The sequence below is a fragment of the Bacillus toyonensis BCT-7112 genome (assembly GCF_000496285.1).
GTDB classification, from domain to species: Bacteria; Bacillota; Bacilli; order Bacillales; family Bacillaceae_G; genus Bacillus_A; species Bacillus_A toyonensis.
Map to the genome: position 1 here is coordinate 2917501 of NC_022781.1, position 19291 is coordinate 2936791.

Sequence of the window (19291 nt, forward strand, 5' to 3'; positions counted from 1 at the left end):
TTAAAGCGGTACGCGAGCTGGGTTCAGAACGTCGTGAGACAGTTCGGTCCCTATCCGTCGTGGGCGTAGGAAATTTGAGAGGAGCTGTCCTTAGTACGAGAGGACCGGGATGGACGCACCGCTGGTGTACCAGTTGTTCTGCCAAGGGCATAGCTGGGTAGCTATGTGCGGAAGGGATAAGTGCTGAAAGCATCTAAGCATGAAGCCCCCCTCAAGATGAGATTTCCCATAGCGTAAGCTAGTAAGATCCCTGAAAGATGATCAGGTTGATAGGTTCGAGGTGGAAGCATGGTGACATGTGGAGCTGACGAATACTAATAGATCGAGGACTTAACCATATAATATGTAGCAAATGTTATCTAGTTTTGAAGGAATATGCCTTCATAGTTTGGTGATGATGGCAGAGAGGTCACACCCGTTCCCATACCGAACACGGAAGTTAAGCTCTCTAGCGCCGATGGTAGTTGGGACCTTGTCCCTGTGAGAGTAGGACGTCGCCAAGCAAGCTTAAGACGAGTCAGAATGACTCGTCTTTTTTGTGTTTATTTTTATTTACCAAATGTCATAATCCATAAATTTAATAACGCCAAAAATGAAAAAAGAATGAAATAGAGACTGTTTAAAATAATGGCAATGATTTTTGGTGTTCCTGATTTTCCGACTGCCCTAAAATAATACTTAAGAACAGGAAACATTATTTCTATTATAAGTATATATTTTAAAAAATGAGAGTAGAAAAAATGGGATGATATAAATAAGTATTCAATCATTATAGCAATTACTGCGATAGAGAAAAATAAATAAGATAATAGCATAGTTATTTTTTTTCACGGTTATTCTCCCCCTAAAAATTAAATCGCTATAATATAAGTTCTATTGATGTATAGAGAATAAGAGTTTATATACTTTTATTAAAATGTACTGAAGTACCATATAAACAATTGTACGTAAAATAGATCTCTAGAAATATATATTCTAATTCCCTTTCCTTCTTGCATATAGTTGCAATTCTTCTTTTGAATATAACTAAAACACGAACGTTATTGGTAACTAGTAAAAAAACATTCGATTATTTATTGACATTGTTTATAAAATATTGTTAATATAGCCATAGAAACAATAATATATAAGACCTCATATAATCGCGGGGATATGGCCTGCAAGTCTCTACCTAACGACCGTTATTCGTTAGACTATGAGGGAAAGTCACTCGGTATTTTTCTATTCACAAGGGATACGTATGCCTGAGTAGAGCGCTTTCTCTCATAGTAAAAGAGAAACTGTTCTATTTCAGGCTTTTTTTATTTGAATCGGGGGGATTCTAATATGAAATCACTAGTTGGAGTCATAATGGGAAGTACGTCAGACTGGGAAACAATGAAATTTGCTTGTGACATTTTAGATGAATTAAATATACCGTATGAGAAAAAAGTTGTATCCGCTCATCGGACTCCGGATTATATGTTTGAATATGCAGAGACGGCTCGTGAACGTGGATTGAAAGTTATTATTGCTGGAGCTGGTGGAGCAGCGCATTTACCAGGAATGGTTGCAGCGAAGACAAATCTTCCTGTAATTGGCGTTCCAGTTCAATCAAAAGCGTTAAACGGATTAGATTCATTATTATCCATCGTCCAAATGCCAGGAGGGGTTCCAGTTGCAACTGTTGCAATTGGTAAAGCTGGTTCAACAAATGCTGGATTACTTGCTGCACAAATACTTGGATCATTCCATGATGATATACATGATGCATTGGAATTGAGACGAGAAGCGATTGAAAAAGATGTGCGTGAAGGTAGTGAGCTAGTATGACGAGAATCATTTTACCTGGAAAAACAATCGGCATTATTGGAGGCGGCCAGCTTGGAAGAATGATGGCATTGGCAGCTAAGGAGATGGGATATAAAATTGCTGTTTTAGATCCTACAAAGCATTCACCATGTGCACAAGTTGCTGATGTTGAAATTGTTGCACCATATGACGATTTAAAAGCAATTCAGCATTTAGCAGAGATAAGTGATGTTGTCACATATGAATTTGAGAATATTGATTATAGATGTTTACAATGGCTTGAAAAACATGCTTACTTACCACAAGGTAGTCAGTTGTTAAATAAAACGCAAAATCGTTTTACAGAAAAGAATGCAATTGAAAAAGCCGGGTTACCGGTAGCGACGTATAGATTAGTTCAAAATCAAGAGCAGCTTACTAAAGCGATTGCTGAGTTATCATATCCTTCCGTCTTAAAAACAACGACAGGTGGATATGATGGGAAAGGGCAAGTTGTTTTAAGAAGTGAAGCTGATGTTGAGAAGGCACGAAATCTTGCGAATGAAGCAGAATGCATTCTAGAAAAATGGGTGCCTTTTGAAAAAGAAGTATCAGCTATTGTCATTCGTAGTGTAAGTGGTGAAACGAAAGTGTTTCCAGTAGCGGAAAATATTCATGTGAATAACATTTTACATGAATCTATCGTTCCAGCTCGCATTACAGAAGAACTTTCTCAAAAAGCAATTGCTTACGCAAAGGTACTTGCGGATGAATTAGAACTTGTGGGAACACTAGCGGTAGAGATGTTTGCTACAGCTAATGGTGAGATTTACATTAATGAATTAGCACCAAGACCTCACAATTCAGGACACTATACACAGGATGCATGTGAAACGAGTCAATTTGGTCAACATATTCGAGCAATCTGTAATTTACCTCTTGGAGAAACAAATTTGTTAAAACCAGTTGTCATGGTAAACATTTTAGGCGAACATATAGAAGGGGTCCTAGGACAAGTGAATAGATTAACCGGGTGCTATTTACACTTGTATGGAAAAGAAGAAGCAAAAGCGCAGCGAAAAATGGGGCATGTTAATATTTTAAATGATAATATTGAAGTCGCTCTAGAAAAAGCGAAGAGTTTGCATATTTGGGACCATCAAGAACAACTGTTGGAGGGAAAAAGATGATTAATCGTTATACACGCCCTGAAATGGGTGCTATTTGGACGGAAGAGAATAAATTTAAAGCATGGTTAGAAGTTGAGATTTTAGCTTGTGAAGCATGGGCTGAGCTTGGCGATATTCCAAAAGAAGATGTTAAAAAAATTCGTGAGCATGCATCATTTGATATTGATCGTATTTATGAAATTGAAAAAGAAACACGTCATGACGTAGTTGCTTTCACTCGTGCTGTATCAGAAACACCAACATTAGGTGAAGAACGCAAATGGGTTCATTACGGTTTAACATCTACAGACGTAGTAGATACAGCTTTATCTTACATCTTAAAACAAGCAAATGAAATCTTGTTAAAAGACTTAGAAAACTTCGTTAGCATTTTAGCTAACAAAGCGAAAGAGCATAAATACACGATTATGATGGGAAGAACGCACGGTGTTCATGCAGAGCCAACGACATTTGGTTTAAAACTTGGTCTTTGGTATGAAGAAATGAAACGTAACGTAGAGCGTTTCAAACAAGCTGCGGATACAGTTCGCGTTGGTAAATTATCTGGTGCAGTTGGTACATACGCGAACATTGATCCATTCGTAGAAAAATTTGTTTGTGAAAACTTAGGATTAGAAGCGGCACCAATTTCAACACAAACATTGCAACGTGATCGTCATGCACATTACATGTCAACACTTGCGCTAATCGCAACATCTATTGAAAAGATGGCAGTTGAGATTCGTGGTTTACAAAAGAGTGAAACACGTGAAGTTGAAGAGGCTTTCGCAAAAGGTCAAAAAGGTTCTTCTGCAATGCCACATAAACGTAATCCAATTGGATCTGAAAATATGACTGGTTTAGCTCGTGTTATCCGCGGTTATATGATGACGGCTTACGAGAATGTTCCATTATGGCATGAGCGCGACATTTCTCACTCTTCAGCAGAACGCGTAATTCTACCAGATGCTACAATCGCATTAAATTACATGTTAAATCGCTTTGGTAATATCGTTAAAAACTTAACTGTATACCCGGAGAATATGAAACGCAATATGACAAGAACATACGGCTTAATTTACTCTCAGCGCGTAATGCTTACACTAATCGACAAAGGTATGGTACGTGAAGAAGCTTATGATATCGTACAGCCTAAAGCGATGGAAGCTTGGGAAACACAAGTACAATTTAAAGAGCTTGTAGAAGCTGATGAGCGTATTACGAGCAAATTAACGCAAGAGGAAATTAACGAATGCTTCAACTATGAGCATCATATGCAACATGTTGATACAATCTTTGAACGCCTAGGATTAAACGAAGCGTAAAATTTTATATGGCACAGAATAGAGTCATTCTGTGCCATTCTTTATAAAAATATTATTCACATTTTTCAAACTACAGGGGGCTTGCGAAATGCAAAAGCTAGAATTGCTGTATGAAGGTAAGGCAAAAAGAATTTATCGTACAGAATCAGCAGATATGGTTTGGGTAGAGTACAAAGATAGTGCGACTGCTTTCAATGGGGAGAAAAAAGAGACGATTACAGGAAAAGGTCGTTTGAACAATGAGATTACAACTTTATTGTTCAGAAAGTTACAAGAAGTAGGAATAAAAACACATTTTGTTGAGAAGTTATCTGAAACAGAGCAACTTGTAAAAAAAGTGAGTATTATTCCTTTAGAAGTTGTCACAAGAAATGTAATTGCAGGAAGCCTTTCAAAGCGATTAGGAATGGAAGAGGGAACTGTACTTGCAGAACCAATCGTAGAATTTTACTTCAAAGATGATGATTTAGGAGATCCGCTTGTAACGGAAGATCATATTCGTGTATTAAATGTTGCGTCACCAGAGCAAGTAAGCGTATTACGAGATATGGCTCTACAAATCAATCAAGTATTGATTGAGCATTTCGCAAGCTGTCGTGTAAGATTAGTAGATTTTAAATTAGAGTTTGGTGTAACGGAAGAAGGAGAAATCATATTAGCGGATGAGATCTCACCAGATACTTGCCGTTTATGGGATGAAACGAGCAATGAAAAGTTTGATAAAGACGTATTCCGTCGCGATCTTGGAAATTTAACAGAAGCTTATGAAGAGATTTTAAAACGTTTAGGGGGAATTTCACATGTATAAAGTTAAGGTATATGTAACGTTAAGAGAAAGCGTATTAGATCCACAAGGAACAGCAGTAAAAGGGGCACTTCATAGTCTTTCATTTACAGAAGTACAGGATGTTCGAATCGGAAAGTACATGGAACTAACAATTGATAAATCTGTATCTGACCTTGACGCAAAGGTAAAGGAAATGTGTGAAAAATTATTAGCAAACGTTGTAATGGAAGACTTCCGTTATGAAGTTGAGGAGGTTGTCGCACAGTGAAATTTGCCGTAATAGTATTTCCGGGTTCGAACTGTGATGTCGATATGTTCCATGCAATTAAAGATGAGCTTGGTGAAGAAGTAGATTACGTTTGGCACGATAAAGAGAATTTAGATGAATATGATGCAATTTTACTACCTGGTGGATTCTCTTACGGTGACTATTTACGTTGTGGTGCTATTTCTCGCTTTGCTAACGCAATGAAAGCAGTGCAAAAAGCTGCTGAGCAAGGAAAACCAATTTTAGGAGTGTGTAATGGATTCCAGATTCTTGTTGAATCAGGATTACTACCAGGAGCACTAATAAGAAACGAAAACTTAAAATTTATGTGTCGCACGGTTCAGTTACGTGTTGAAAATAACGAAACGATGTTTACATCACAATATGAAAAAGATGAAGTAATCAATATTCCAATTGCACATGGTGAAGGGAATTACTATTGTGATGAAGTAACTCTTAAACAATTAGAAAAGAATAATCAAATCGCATTCCGTTATGTAGAAAATCCGAATGGTAGCGTTTCAGATATTGCTGGTATTGTAAATGAAAAGGGAAATGTACTTGGTATGATGCCACACCCAGAGCGTGCTGTAGATGAATTGCTTGGTGGTGCTGAAGGGTTAAAAGTCTTTCAATCTATCTTAAAACAGTGGAGGGAAACATATGTCGTTAATGCTTGAACCAAATCCAACACAAATTAAAGAAGAGCGTATATATGCGGAAATGGGGCTAACAGACGAAGAGTTTGCCATGGTTGAAAAGATTCTAGGCCGTTTGCCGAATTATACAGAAACAGGTTTATTCTCTGTAATGTGGTCTGAACATTGTAGTTATAAAAATTCAAAACCAGTTCTTCGCAAGTTCCCAACAACAGGTGAGCGTGTCCTGCAAGGCCCTGGAGAAGGCGCTGGAATTGTAGATATCGGTGATAATCAAGCGGTTGTATTTAAAATGGAAAGCCATAACCATCCTTCTGCTATTGAACCATATCAAGGAGCAGCAACAGGCGTTGGTGGTATTATCCGTGACGTATTCTCTATGGGAGCACGTCCAGTAGCTCTATTAAACTCACTTCGCTTCGGTGAACTACAATCACCACGTGTGAAATATTTATTTGAAGAAGTAGTAGCAGGAATCGCAGGATACGGTAACTGCATCGGTATTCCTACTGTTGGTGGCGAAGTACAATTCGATCCATGTTACGAAGGAAATCCACTTGTAAATGCAATGTGCGTAGGTTTAATTAACCACGAGGATATTAAAAAAGGGCAAGCACACGGTGCTGGCAATACAGTAATGTACGTAGGAGCATCAACTGGTCGTGACGGTATTCACGGTGCAACATTCGCATCTGAAGAACTATCTGAAAGCTCAGAAGCGAAACGTCCGGCAGTTCAAGTAGGAGATCCATTTATGGAGAAACTTCTTATCGAAGCATGTTTAGAACTTATTCAGTCTGATGCACTTGTTGGAATTCAAGATATGGGAGCTGCTGGTTTAACTTCATCTTCTGCAGAAATGGCAAGTAAAGCAGGTATGGGTATTGAAATGTACTTAGATGATGTACCACAGCGTGAAACGGGAATGACACCATATGAAATGATGCTATCTGAATCACAAGAGCGTATGTTAATTGTTATCAAAAAAGGTAGAGAGCAAGAAATAGTAGATTTATTTGAGAAGTATGGTCTTGCAGCAGTTACGATGGGGAAAGTAACGGAAGACAAAATGCTTCGCTTATTCCATAAAGGTGAAATGGTAGCTGAAGTACCAGCAGATGCTCTTGCAGAAGAAGCGCCAATTTATCATAAACCATCAAAAGAAGCAGCATACTTTGCTGAGTTCCAGCAGATGAAAGTGGAAACACCGCAAGTAGAAGATTATAAAGAAACGTTATTCGCTTTACTACAACAACCGACAATTGCAAGTAAAGAGTGGGTATATGATCAATATGATTATCAAGTACGCACAAGCACAGTTGTTACACCAGGTTCAGATGCAGCGGTTGTACGTGTACGCGGTACAGAAAAAGGATTAGCAATGACGACAGATTGTAACTCTCGCTATATTTACTTAGATCCAGAAACGGGCGGTAAAATTGCAGTAGCAGAGGCAGCGCGTAATATCGTATGTTCTGGTGGAGAGCCACTTGCAATTACAGATTGCTTAAACTTTGGTAACCCAGAAAAACTGGAAATCTTCTGGCAAATTGAGAAATCGGTAGATGGTATGAGTGAAGCTTGTCGCACATTACAAACGCCAGTTATTGGCGGAAACGTATCGATGTATAACGAGCGTAGTGGTGAAGCGGTATATCCAACACCGACTGTTGGGATGGTTGGTCTTGTCCATGATTTAAAACATGTAACAACACAAGAATTTAAGCAAGCTGGCGATTTAGTGTACGTAATTGGAGAGACGAAAGCTGAATTTGGTGGAAGTGAATTACAGAAAATGGTCCACGGCAAAATTTTCGGCCAATCACCAAGTATCGATCTAGATGTAGAATTAAAACGCCAAAAACAAGTATTAGAAGCAATTCAAGCTGGCCTTGTTCAATCGGCACATGATGTTGCTGAAGGTGGTTTAGCAGTTGCAATTTCTGAAAGTGCAATTGGTGCTAACGGTTTAGGTGCTACTGTGAAATTAGACGGTGAAGCAACGGCGGTATTATTTGCGGAATCACAATCTCGCTTCGTTCTAACTGTAAAACGTGAAAACAAAGAAGCGTTCGAGAAAGTCGTCGAAGCAATTCAAGTTGGAGCAGTGACAGATACAAATGAGGTAACAATTCATAATGAAGAAAATGAAGTATTACTTACAGCAAATGTAGATGAAATGAGACAGGCTTGGAAAGGGGCAATCCCATGCTTGCTGAAATAAAGGGGTTAAATGAAGAATGTGGCGTCTTTGGAATTTGGGGGCATGAAAATGCGGCACAAGTTTCGTACTACGGATTGCACAGTTTGCAGCACCGTGGGCAAGAGGGCGCAGGCATTGTTGTAAATAATGGGGAAAAAATCGTCGGTCACAAGGGATTAGGTTTAATATCGGAAGTGTTCTCAAGAGGTGAGCTAGAAGGATTGAACGGAAAATCAGCAATCGGACACGTACGATACGCGACGGCTGGTGGAAGTGAAGTAGCTAACGTTCAACCATTATTATTCCGTTTTTCTGATCATAGTATGGCATTAGCTCATAACGGAAATTTAATTAATGCAAAAATGCTTCGCCGCGAATTAGAGGCAGAGGGAAGTATTTTTCAAACGAGTTCAGATACAGAAGTACTTTTACATCTTATTAAGCGTAGTACGAAAGATTCTTTAATTGAAAGTGTAAAAGAGGCACTAAATAAAGTGAAAGGTGCGTTTGCATACCTTTTACTAACTGGGAATGAAATGATTGTTGCGCTAGATCCGAATGGGTTCCGTCCTCTTTCAATTGGAAAGATGGGTGATGCTTACGTTGTAGCATCAGAAACATGTGCTTTCGATGTAGTAGGTGCAACATACATTCGTGATGTAGAACCGGGTGAATTACTTATCATCAATGATGAAGGAATTCACGTAGATCGTTTTACAAATGAAGTAGATCATGCAATTTGTAGTATGGAGTACATTTACTTTGCGCGTCCGGATTCTAATATCGCTGGTATTAATGTCCACGCAGCACGTAAAAACATGGGGAAACGTTTAGCGGCAGAAGCTCCTATTGAAGCTGATGTTGTTACTGGTGTACCAGATTCTAGTATTTCAGCTGCGATCGGTTATGCTGAGGCGACAGGTATTCCATATGAGTTAGGATTAATTAAAAATCGTTACGTTGGACGTACGTTTATTCAACCTTCTCAAGAACTGCGAGAGCAAGGGGTAAAGATGAAGCTTTCCGCAGTAAGAGGTGTAGTTGAGGGGAAACGAGTTGTTATGATTGACGACTCTATCGTAAGAGGAACGACAAGCAAACGAATTGTTCGTATGCTTCGTGAAGCTGGAGCGACAGAGGTTCATGTAAGAATTGCTTCACCGCCTCTAAAATATCCATGTTTCTATGGTATTGATATTCAAACGAGAAAAGAATTAATTGCAGCAAATAATACAGTAGAAGAAATCCGTGAAATGATCGGAGCGGATTCTTTAACATTTTTAAGTGAAGATGGATTAGTAGATGCAATTGGACGTCCATATGAAGGGAAATATGGCGGCCTATGTATGGCTTACTTCAATGGAGACTATCCAACAGCTCTTTATGATTATGAGCAAGAGCTTTTAGAAAGTATGAAATAAGAAAGTGAAAAAAGCTTCTACTTCTTTTGATGTAGAAGCTAGCTTCTTTCTTAAAAACGGCCGCCCTGGATGGGGAGAAATTAAAAGACGAGGTGTAAATAACGATGGCGAATGCATATAAGCAAGCAGGAGTAGATATTGAAGCTGGATATGAAGCGGTATCTCGCATGAAAAAACACGTACAAACAACAATGAGAAAAGAAGTACTAGGCGGTTTAGGCGGTTTTGGAGGTATGTTTGATCTATCAAAATTTGCATTAGAAGAACCTGTATTAGTATCTGGAACAGATGGCGTGGGAACAAAATTGATGCTCGCTTTTATGGCAGATAAACATGACACAATTGGTATTGATGCAGTAGCGATGTGTGTAAATGATATTGTTGTCCAAGGGGCAGAGCCGCTTTTCTTCCTTGATTATATTGCTTGTGGTAAAGCTGAACCTAGTAAAATTGAAAACATCGTCAAAGGTATATCAGAGGGCTGTCGCCAAGCTGGTTGTGCATTAATTGGTGGGGAAACAGCTGAAATGCCAGGAATGTATTCTACGGAAGAATACGATTTAGCTGGTTTTACAGTTGGGATTGTTGATAAAAAGAAAATTGTAACAGGTGAAAAGATTGAAGCTGGTCACGTATTAATTGGCTTAGCATCTAGCGGTATTCATAGTAATGGTTACTCTTTAGTACGAAAAGTGTTACTAGAAGATGGAGAACTATCTTTAGATCGCATTTATGGACGCTTAGAACTACCTCTTGGTGAGGAGTTATTAAAACCAACGAAAATTTATGTCAAACCTATTTTAGAACTATTGAAAAAACATGAAGTGTACGGTATGGCTCATATTACAGGTGGTGGATTCATTGAAAATATTCCACGTATGTTGCCAGAAGGAATTGGTGCTGAGATTGAACTTGGATCTTGGGAAATTCAGCCGATTTTCAATTTGCTTCAAGAAGTTGGGAAACTAGAAGAGAAAGAAATGTTCAATATTTTTAACATGGGTATTGGTATGGTAGTAGCGGTAAGGGAAGAAGATGCAAAAGATATTGTTCGTCTTCTTGAAGAGCAAGGAGAAACAGCTCGTATTATTGGTCGTACTGTACAAGGGGATGGCGTTACCTTCAATGGGGGCACAGCACTATGAGTAGATTAGCAGTTTTTGCTTCTGGAAGCGGATCTAACTTTCAATCTCTCGTTAATGCGGTAGAAGAAAAGAGATTGGATGCAGATATTAGTTTATTAGTATGTGATAAACCAGAAGCACGCGTTATTGGACGGGCACATTATCATCATATCCCATGTTTCGCTTTTTCAGCGAAAGCATATGAGTCAAAAGAAGCATTTGAAAAAGAAATATTAAAGAAGCTAGAAGAGTATGAAATTGATTATGTTATTTTAGCTGGATATATGCGTTTAATTGGGCCAACTTTACTAGAAGCATATGGCGGGAAGATTATTAACATTCATCCATCACTACTACCGAGTTTCCCAGGGAAAGATGCTGTCGGTCAAGCGTTAGAAGCAGGTGTGAAAGTAACTGGAGTAACAATTCATTATGTAGATGCAGGTATGGATACAGGTCCAATTATTGCGCAAGAAGCAGTAGTTGTTTCTGAAGGTGATACGAGAGAAAGCTTACAAAAGAAAATTCAACAAGTTGAACATAAATTATACGTAAATACAGTGAATCAAATTGTTCAGTCTGTGAAAGAACCAACTGTTAACTAACATACAACCAGGGGTGAAGGATAAATGAAAAAGCGTGCATTAGTAAGTGTTTCAGATAAAACAGGAGTAGTAGAATTTGTTAAAGGTTTACTAGAACAAGGGATTGAAGTTATTTCAACAGGTGGTACGAAAAAATTACTAGAAGAAAATGGTTTACAAGTAATCGGTATTTCTGAAGTAACTGGTTTCCCAGAAATTATGGATGGCCGTGTAAAAACATTACATCCAAATATTCATGGTGGTCTATTAGCAGTTCGTGATAATGAAACACATGTAGCGCAAATGAATGAATTAGGCATTCAACCAATTGACTTTGTTGTTGTTAACTTATACCCATTTAAAGAAACAATCGCTAAGCCTGATGTAACATTTGCTGATGCAATTGAAAATATTGATATTGGTGGCCCAACAATGATTCGCTCTGCTGCGAAAAATCATAAATTTGTATCGGTAATCGTAGATCCAGTAGATTATGATGTTGTATTAGCAGAACTGAAAGAGAACGGCGAAGTAAAAGAAGAGACGAAACGTAAATTAGCAGCGAAAGTATTCCGTCATACAGCGGCATATGATGCGTTAATTTCTAACTACTTAACAGAACAAATGGGTGAAGAAAGTCCAGAAACGTTAACTGTGACGTTTGAGAAAAAGCAAGACTTACGTTATGGAGAGAACCCACATCAAAAGGCTACTTTCTATAAAGCACCATTTGCTGCAACTTCTTCTGTTGCATATGCAGAACAATTACATGGTAAGGAATTATCTTATAACAATATTAATGATGCAGACGCAGCGCTTAGCATCGTAAAAGAATTTACAGAACCAGCAGTAGTAGCGGTAAAACATATGAATCCATGTGGCGTTGGAGTAGGAACTGATATTCACGAGGCATATACTCGTGCTTATGAAGCGGATCCAGTATCAATCTTCGGCGGTATTATTGCAGCAAATCGTGAAATTGATAAAGCTACAGCAGAAAAGTTACACGAAATTTTCTTAGAAATTGTTATCGCTCCTTCGTTCTCGCAAGAAGCTTTAGAAGTGTTGCAAAGCAAGAAGAACTTACGCTTACTAACTGTAAATATTGAAAAAGCGACAAGTGCAAGCAAAAAACTAACTTCTGTACAAGGTGGTCTTCTTGTTCAAGAGGAAGATACGTTATCATTAGATGAGAACACAATTTCAATTCCAACGAAACGTGAACCATCAGAGCAAGAGTGGAAAGATTTAAAACTAGCTTGGAAAGTTGTAAAACATGTGAAATCAAATGCAATTGTTTTAGCGAATGATAACATGACGGTTGGTGTAGGCGCGGGACAGATGAACCGTGTAGGCTCTGCAAAAATTGCAATTACACAAGCTGGCGAAAAAGCACAAGGTAGCGCACTTGCATCTGATGCTTTCTTCCCAATGCCAGATACAGTAGAAGAAGCAGCAAAAGCTGGTATTACAGCAATTATCCAACCAGGTGGATCAATTCGTGATGAGGATTCTATTAAAGTGGCAGATAAGTATGGGATTACGATGGTGTTCACTGGCGTACGTCATTTCAAACACTAATAGAGGATGTCTAAAAGGTCCGGTCGAGATAATCTTCGCATGTCGTCGTTGCAATGCCAGTGCGGTACTCATGTAGGAAAACTATACTCCGTATCCTCTTGGAAAATGCGCCTCGACCTGCTCGGTTCTCTCGATCCTCCCTTTTAAACTTCTATTGATATGAAAAAGCAAACTAGGAGCATAGCTTCTAGTTTGTACCTATTTAATTATTGGGGGATGAAATATGAATGTTTTAGTAATTGGCCGCGGTGGGCGTGAGCATGCTTTAGCTTGGAAGTTTGCACAATCTGAAAAGGTGGAGAAGGTGTATGTAGCACCAGGTAATGAAGGTATGCGAGATGTTGCAATACCAGTTGATATTGATGAAAATGATTTTGATGCATTAGTTTTATTTGCCAAAGAGAATAATGTTGAATTAACTTTCGTTGGGCCAGAAATTCCGCTTATGAATGGAATTGTTGATCGTTTTAAAGAAGAAGGACTTCGCGTATTTGGTCCGAATAAAGCGGCTGCTGTTATTGAAGGCAGTAAAGCTTTTACGAAAGAGTTGATGAAAAAGTATAATATACCAACTGCTGCATACGAAACTTTTACAGACTATGATGAAGCAGTAAAGTACATTCAAAAAGTTGGTGCGCCAATTGTTGTTAAAGCTGATGGATTAGCTGCTGGTAAAGGTGTAACGGTAGCAATGACGCTTGAAGAGGCATTACAAGCTGTGAAAGAAATGCTACAAGATGTGAAATTCGGCGTGGCAAGTAAGAAGGTCGTTATTGAAGAGTTTTTAGATGGACAAGAATTTTCATTGATGGCATTTGTAAATGGAACAACTGTACATCCGATGGTAATTGCTCAAGACCATAAACGAGCTTTTGATGGCGATAAGGGTCCTAATACAGGTGGAATGGGCGCATATTCTCCAGTACCACAAATTCCAGAATCAGCAGTTCAAGAGGCGATTGAAACAGTATTACACCCAACTGCTAAAGCGATGATCCAAGAAAATCGTTCGTTTACAGGTATTTTATATGCAGGGCTTATTTTAACAAATGATGGTCCAAAGGTAATTGAATTTAATGCTCGCTTTGGTGATCCTGAAACGGAAGTTGTATTACCTCGCTTAGAGAATGATTTAGTTGATGTATGCAACGCTGTGTTAGATGAAAGTGAACTAACTTTACAATGGTCAGAAGATGCTGTTATCGGTGTTGTACTTGCTTCTAAAGGATATCCAGAAGCGTATAAAAAAGGTGAAGTTATTAACGGATTAGATACATTGCAAGATGTGATTGTTTTCCATGCGGGGACAGTAATGAAACACGGTGATTTTGTAACAAATGGTGGCCGTGTATTATTTGTTGCTTGCAAGGCGAATAGTTTACAAGAAGCAAAAGATAAAGTATATAAAGAAATCGGTAAAATTGAGAGTGATGGTCTATTTTATCGAAGTGATATAGGATATCGTGCAATTGGGCATGAGATGACGAGAAGTTAATGTATAAAAAATCCCGCTGAGAAATCAGCGGGATTTTTATGCATCTTTATCTTTTTTCAATTTTCCTTTTTGCTTTGCCATTTCTCGAAGTAAATACTCGATGTGTGCATTGACGCTACGAAACTCATCATTCGCCCATTTTTCGATGACTGCGTGTAATTCAGGATCAATACGTAATGGAAAGCTTTTCTTTTTAGCCATTATTATTTACAACCTATTAATATAGGCTTCCTGTATTAATAACTGGTTGCGCACCTTTATCTGAAACGATGGCAACCAATAAGTTATTTACCATATTTGCTTTACGCTCGTCATCGAGTTCCAGTACGCCTTCTTCATCTAACATATGGATTGAATCTTTGGCCATCTTCACAGCACCTTCAACAATCTCTTTTCTAGCAGCCAACACTGCTTTTGCTTGTTGACGTTGTAGCATTGCATGGGCAATTTCTGTTGCGTAAGCTAAATGCGTTAAACGAGTTTCTAATACTTCTACACCAGCGATTTCAAGACGCGCTTCTAATTCGCGTTTTAGCTCTTCTGAAATTTCCTCAGTATTTCCACGTAACGTAATACAAGTTTCATCTTGGAAATTATCGTAAGGATATTTTGTTGCAACGTGGCGGATTGCTGTTTCACTTTGGATTTCTACGAATCGATCGTAATGCTCAACACCAAACATTGCTTTTGCAGAATCAACCACTTTATATACGATAACAGCTGCAATTTCAATTGGATTTCCTTCAATATCATTTACTTTTAATTTCTTACTATTAAAGTTTTCAACACGTAAAGATACAGTTTGACGGAATGCAAATGGAATTGTTAAAAATAAACCGTTTTGACGAATTGTTCCTAAATAATTACCGAAGAACGTAATAACTTTCGCTTGATTCGGTTGAACGATACCGATGCCTGTAGCCAAAACAGATGCTAATATGAGAGCTAAAATAGCTATTACAAACATTTCTTGTACAAGGCAAAATACACCGATAGCGGCTAAAACTAAAATTCCAATAACACCCAGAAACCCATTTACATAAAATACTTGTTTTTCTTTCATATGATCGCCTCCTGATATAAAAATGATATCATTTTTATATCATTTTAAGCAAGGGGTTCACACCTAATTTTCTGAATTTTTTTATTTGGTATCTTTTATGTACGTGTTAGGGATGAAAAAAGAATGTATGTTCTGTTTTGTGGTAAAATAAAGAGGACTTAACCGCCCACTGCAGCAGCTAAGTCCCTTTGAGAGCATCTTGCATCGTGACAAATGATTCAAAGCGGTTTGGCCAGGATTATTTCTTCAATCGCTGACTCAATCTCTTTGTCAGAAGAGTCGTAACTTCCATTTGACTTTGGTTTGTCATGGGTAGAAGTTTGATTCACTTCTTCTTTAGCATGTCCTTTTTCAGTAAAATTCATGCTAGGCATTTTAAATGCGCCCATACTCATGTATTTTCCAAATTTACATACTTCAGCAATAGGGCAGAAACGAACAATCCCCTCTGCAATTTTCATGGCACCAATCCATAGTAAAACTTTAGACCAAGTGCACCACGGTTTGCGTACGAGTTTCGCTGTACTACAACCGAAGAGGATAAGTCCGAGTGTAATTCGAATTAGAGCGTTTATTGTACCGATGTTTTGCTTCATTTGAAAAACACTCCTTTTTGATGAACTTCGAAATAGCAAATACTATTTCTTTTATTAGTATTCCATGTGATTTTTGTGATATGTAATCCAACATTTGACGTTAAAAAAGATGTTGGAATGGGCGTGTGTGTAAGTAGCTTTTTTTGTTATAATGAAAGAATGCACAAAAAGAAGTTTAAAACTAGATCCTCTTTTTGAACAAATAGGGAAGAGGAGATTTAAAAGGAATTTTAAAAAATCCTGATGCAAATTAACTGTTATTTTGAACAGACATAGATATAACTAGAGAAAAGAAAGGGTGTTTTCATGTACGATATTTCCGGATGGAAACATGTATTTAAGCTTGATCCAAATAAGGAGTTAAGCGATGAACATTTAGAAATGATTTGTGAGTCTGGAACCGATGCTGTTATTGTAGGCGGAAGTGATGGAGTTACAATTGATAACGTATTACACATGCTAGTTAGCATTCGTAGATATGCAGTTCCTTGCGTGTTAGAGGTTTCTGATGTGGAAGCAATCACACCAGGCTTTGATTTTTATTACATCCCAAGCGTATTAAATAGCCGAAAAGTAGAATGGGTAACAGGTGTTCATCACGAGGCATTGAAAGAATTTGGGGATATTATGGACTGGGACGAAATTTTCATGGAAGGGTATTGTGTTTTAAATCCTGAAGCGAAAGTAGCCCAGCTTACAGATGCAAAATGTGATTTAACAGAAGATGACGTTATTGCATACGCGCGTTTAGCAGACAAGCTATTACATTTACCGATATTCTATTTAGAATATAGCGGTACGTATGGAGATATTGAACTTGTTAAAAATGTAAAAGCAGAATTGAAACAAGCTAATTTATATTATGGCGGTGGCATTTCTAATGCAGAACAAGCGAAAGAAGTAGCGCAGTATGCCGATACAGTAGTTGTTGGAAATGTTATTTATGATGATATAAAATCGGCGTTAAAAACAGTTAAAGCAGTAAAAGGAGAGTAGGTGCAGGCGTATATGAGTATGACGGATAAGTTATTAAATGGTTTAAATCCACAGCAACAAAAAGCAGTGCAAACAACGAATGGACCGCTACTATTAATGGCGGGAGCGGGTAGTGGTAAAACACGTGTGTTAACACATCGTATTGCATATTTACTTGGTGAAAAAGGTGTAGCGCCATGGAATGTACTAGCTATTACCTTTACAAATAAGGCTGCTCGTGAAATGCGCGAGCGTATTGATACACTTGTCGGACCAGAAGCAGAAGATATTTGGATTTCTACGTTCCACTCTATGTGTGTACGTATTTTACGACGTGATATCGATCGTATTGGTATTAATCGTAACTTTACAATCTTAGATTCAGGCGATCAGTTAACTGTAGTCAAAAAAATTATGAAAGAGCGTAATATTGATCCGAAGAAATTTGAGCCGCGCTCTATTTTAGCCGGCATTAGTAATGCGAAAAATGAACTGTTATCTGCAGATAAATATGCAAAAAAAATTACAATCGCTGATCCATATGAAAAATTAACGAGCGATGTATATACAGAATATCAAAAACGTCTTTTGAAAAATAACTCATTAGACTTTGATGATTTAATTATGACAACGATTCAGCTATTTGAACGTGTTCCAGAAGTACTAGAGTTTTATCAGCGCAAGTTCCAATATATTCACGTGGATGAGTATCAAGATACGAACAAAGCACAGTACCTTCTTGTTAAACATTTAGCAACACGTTTTAAAAACCTTTGTGTTGTGGGTGACTCAGATCAGTCTATTTATCGTTGGCGTGGTGCGGATATTTCTAACATTTTGTCATTCGAAAAAGACTATGAGAATGCGCAAGTTATTCTGTTAGAACAAAACTATCGCTCGTCACAAAATATTTTAAATGCAGCCAATGCTGTTATTGAAAAAAATACGAATCGTAAACCGAAAAAATTATGGACAGACAACCAAGTTGGGAGCAAAATTTCGTATTATCGTGCTGCAACTGAAAAGGACGAAGCGTATTTTGTTGCGAAAAAAATTCGTGATGATATTCAAATGGGTAACCGAAAATATACTGACTTTGCAGTATTATATCGTACGAATGCTCAGTCTCGTATGGTTGAGGAGATTTTCCTGAAATCTAATATCCCTTATAAAATTGTCGGCGGTACGAAGTTCTACGACCGTAAAGAAATTAAAGACATTTTGGCGTACTTACGTTTAATTGGGAATCCTGATGATGAGATTAGTTTCGCACGTATTATTAACATGCCGAAGCGCGGGATTGGTGCGACTTCTATCGATAAAATTATTAATTACGGTGTGCAAAACGGAATTTCATTAACGGCTGTATTTGATGAAATTGAGCATGTTGGTGTAAGTGCAAAAATTACAAAGGCAGTAAAAGAATTCGCAAGTTTACTACACAACTGGGTAAATATGCAAGAGTACTTATCTGTTACAGAATTAGTAGAAGAAGTCATTGAAAAAACAGGATATCGCGAGATGTTGAAAAATGAGCGTTCTTTAGAAGCAGAAGGCCGTTTAGAAAACTTAGATGAGTTTTTATCTGTTACGCAAACGTTCGAATCTCAAAGTGAAGATAAGAGCCTTGTTGCATTCCTAACAGACTTAGCTCTTGTCGCGGATATTGATCGTGTAGATGAAGATCCAACTGCTGGTGAAGAAGTTATTTTAATGACGATGCACTCAGCAAAAGGGCTAGAGTTCCCTGTAGTCTTTATCGTTGGTTTAGAGGAAGGAATATTCCCGCATACGCGTTCTCTTATGGAAGAAGATGAAATGCAAGAAGAGCGTCGCCTTGCTTATGTAGGTATTACTCGTGCAGAAGAAGAATTATACTTATCGAATGCGCAAATGCGTACTTTATTTGGTAGGACAAGTATGAATGCAGCATCTCGATTTATTACAGAAATCCCGGCAGAGTTGGTGGAACCATTAAATGAAACAGCGCCGAAGCGTGAAACTTCGTTTAGTGCAAAAGGAAGAACGACAGGAGCTGCGGCAACAACAACACGCTCTCGTTCAGCTTTCGTACGTCCGGCTGTTAAGACAACAGGCGGCGAGCAAATTGGCTGGGCAGTAGGCGATAAAGCTTCCCACCAAAAATGGGGAGTCGGTACAGTTGTAAGTGTAAAAGGCGAAGGTGATTCAAAAGAATTAGATATCGCGTTCCCAAGCCCGATTGGTGTTAAACGTTTATTAGCAAAATTTGCACCTGTGACGAAACAATAG

The 19291-nt window shown here is 38.1% G+C and carries 18 protein-coding genes, 2 rRNA genes and 1 riboswitch (1 of these 21 cut by a window edge); of the genes, 16 read left to right on the forward strand and 4 right to left on the reverse strand.

Annotated features, from left to right (window positions below):
• Positions 1-338 (forward strand): 23S ribosomal RNA (locus BTOYO_RS15095); it begins 2584 nt to the left of the window's first position.
• A gap of 49 nt (positions 339-387) precedes the next feature.
• Positions 388-503: ribosomal RNA gene (gene rrf, locus BTOYO_RS15100) — 5S ribosomal RNA — on the forward strand.
• 45 nt (positions 504-548) lie between these two features.
• Here the strand turns inward: rrf and BTOYO_RS27975 are convergent.
• Entirely contained in the window at positions 549-815 is a 267-nt protein-coding gene (locus BTOYO_RS27975) for a hypothetical protein (RefSeq protein WP_000927496.1), read from the reverse strand.
• A gap of 299 nt (positions 816-1114) precedes the next feature.
• A riboswitch (purine riboswitch) is annotated at positions 1115-1216 on the forward strand.
• 110 nt (positions 1217-1326) lie between these two features.
• Here BTOYO_RS27975 and purE point away from each other — a divergent pair.
• The 12 genes from purE to purD all read left to right on the forward strand — a co-directional run bounded on the left by purE (position 1327) and on the right by purD (position 14386).
• Positions 1327-1812 carry a 5-(carboxyamino)imidazole ribonucleotide mutase gene (gene purE / locus BTOYO_RS15110; RefSeq protein ID WP_000839361.1) on the forward strand — a complete coding sequence of 162 codons (486 nt, stop codon included), beginning with the start codon at positions 1327-1329 and terminating at the stop codon, positions 1810-1812.
• Complete coding sequence (purK, locus tag BTOYO_RS15115) at positions 1809-2960, forward strand: 5-(carboxyamino)imidazole ribonucleotide synthase (RefSeq protein WP_000196786.1); 1152 nt, start codon at positions 1809-1811, stop codon at positions 2958-2960. The genes purE and purK overlap by 4 nt, the downstream gene beginning before the upstream one ends.
• Entirely contained in the window at positions 2957-4264 is a 1308-nt protein-coding gene (gene purB, locus BTOYO_RS15120) for an adenylosuccinate lyase (RefSeq protein ID WP_000610752.1), read from the forward strand. The genes purK and purB overlap by 4 nt, the downstream gene beginning before the upstream one ends.
• Before the next feature lie 88 nt (positions 4265-4352).
• Positions 4353-5072 carry a phosphoribosylaminoimidazolesuccinocarboxamide synthase gene (gene purC, locus BTOYO_RS15125; protein WP_001170546.1) on the forward strand — a complete coding sequence of 240 codons (720 nt, stop codon included), beginning with the start codon at positions 4353-4355 and terminating at the stop codon, positions 5070-5072.
• On the forward strand, positions 5065-5319 hold the full coding sequence (gene purS, locus BTOYO_RS15130) for a phosphoribosylformylglycinamidine synthase subunit PurS (RefSeq protein WP_000278820.1): 255 nt from the start codon (positions 5065-5067) through the stop codon (positions 5317-5319). Before purC ends, purS begins: the two co-directional genes overlap by 8 nt.
• On the forward strand, positions 5316-5999 hold the full coding sequence (purQ, locus tag BTOYO_RS15135; protein ID WP_000666769.1) for a phosphoribosylformylglycinamidine synthase subunit PurQ: 684 nt from the start codon (positions 5316-5318) through the stop codon (positions 5997-5999). Before purS ends, purQ begins: the two co-directional genes overlap by 4 nt.
• Positions 5983-8202, forward strand: coding sequence for a phosphoribosylformylglycinamidine synthase II (gene purL / locus BTOYO_RS15140; protein WP_000055550.1), 2220 nt, complete (start codon positions 5983-5985; stop codon positions 8200-8202). The genes purQ and purL overlap by 17 nt, the downstream gene beginning before the upstream one ends.
• Entirely contained in the window at positions 8187-9602 is a 1416-nt protein-coding gene (gene purF / locus BTOYO_RS15145) for an amidophosphoribosyltransferase (protein ID WP_000879031.1), read from the forward strand. The genes purL and purF overlap by 16 nt, the downstream gene beginning before the upstream one ends.
• 104 nt (positions 9603-9706) lie before the next feature.
• The gene (gene purM / locus BTOYO_RS15150) at positions 9707-10747 is read left to right on the forward strand and encodes a phosphoribosylformylglycinamidine cyclo-ligase (protein WP_001262428.1); all 1041 of its coding nucleotides are present in this window, start codon (positions 9707-9709) and stop codon (positions 10745-10747) included.
• A complete protein-coding gene (purN, locus tag BTOYO_RS15155) occupies positions 10744-11331 on the forward strand; it encodes a phosphoribosylglycinamide formyltransferase (protein ID WP_000088570.1) in 588 nt (195 codons plus the stop codon). The genes purM and purN overlap by 4 nt, the downstream gene beginning before the upstream one ends.
• 24 nt (positions 11332-11355) lie before the next feature.
• On the forward strand, positions 11356-12891 hold the full coding sequence (purH, locus tag BTOYO_RS15160) for a bifunctional phosphoribosylaminoimidazolecarboxamide formyltransferase/IMP cyclohydrolase (protein WP_000745414.1): 1536 nt from the start codon (positions 11356-11358) through the stop codon (positions 12889-12891).
• Between the two features lie 223 nt (positions 12892-13114).
• A complete protein-coding gene (purD, locus tag BTOYO_RS15165; protein ID WP_001101935.1) occupies positions 13115-14386 on the forward strand; it encodes a phosphoribosylamine--glycine ligase in 1272 nt (423 codons plus the stop codon).
• Positions 14387-14422: 36 nt separating this feature from the next.
• Here purD and BTOYO_RS15170 read toward each other — a convergent pair whose 3' ends face one another.
• From BTOYO_RS15170 to BTOYO_RS15180, 3 genes are all read right to left on the reverse strand, one after another.
• Positions 14423-14587, reverse strand: coding sequence for a type II toxin-antitoxin system antitoxin (locus BTOYO_RS15170; protein ID WP_001085171.1), 165 nt, complete (start codon positions 14585-14587; stop codon positions 14423-14425).
• 16 nt (positions 14588-14603) lie between these two features.
• The gene (locus BTOYO_RS15175; RefSeq protein ID WP_000660691.1) at positions 14604-15449 is read right to left on the reverse strand and encodes an SPFH domain-containing protein; all 846 of its coding nucleotides are present in this window, start codon (positions 15447-15449) and stop codon (positions 14604-14606) included.
• 218 nt (positions 15450-15667) lie between these two features.
• Positions 15668-16045, reverse strand: a complete 378-nt coding sequence (locus BTOYO_RS15180) for a YgaP family membrane protein (RefSeq protein WP_000812337.1) — start codon at positions 16043-16045, stop codon at positions 15668-15670.
• A gap of 306 nt (positions 16046-16351) precedes the next feature.
• On the opposite strand from BTOYO_RS15180, the gene pcrB reads away from it, so the two are divergent.
• Both pcrB and pcrA read left to right on the forward strand, forming a co-directional pair.
• The gene (gene pcrB, locus BTOYO_RS15185) at positions 16352-17041 is read left to right on the forward strand and encodes a heptaprenylglyceryl phosphate synthase (RefSeq protein ID WP_000272083.1); all 690 of its coding nucleotides are present in this window, start codon (positions 16352-16354) and stop codon (positions 17039-17041) included.
• Positions 17042-19291, forward strand: coding sequence for a DNA helicase PcrA (gene pcrA, locus BTOYO_RS15190; RefSeq protein WP_001149618.1), 2250 nt, complete (start codon positions 17042-17044; stop codon positions 19289-19291). It begins immediately after the preceding gene.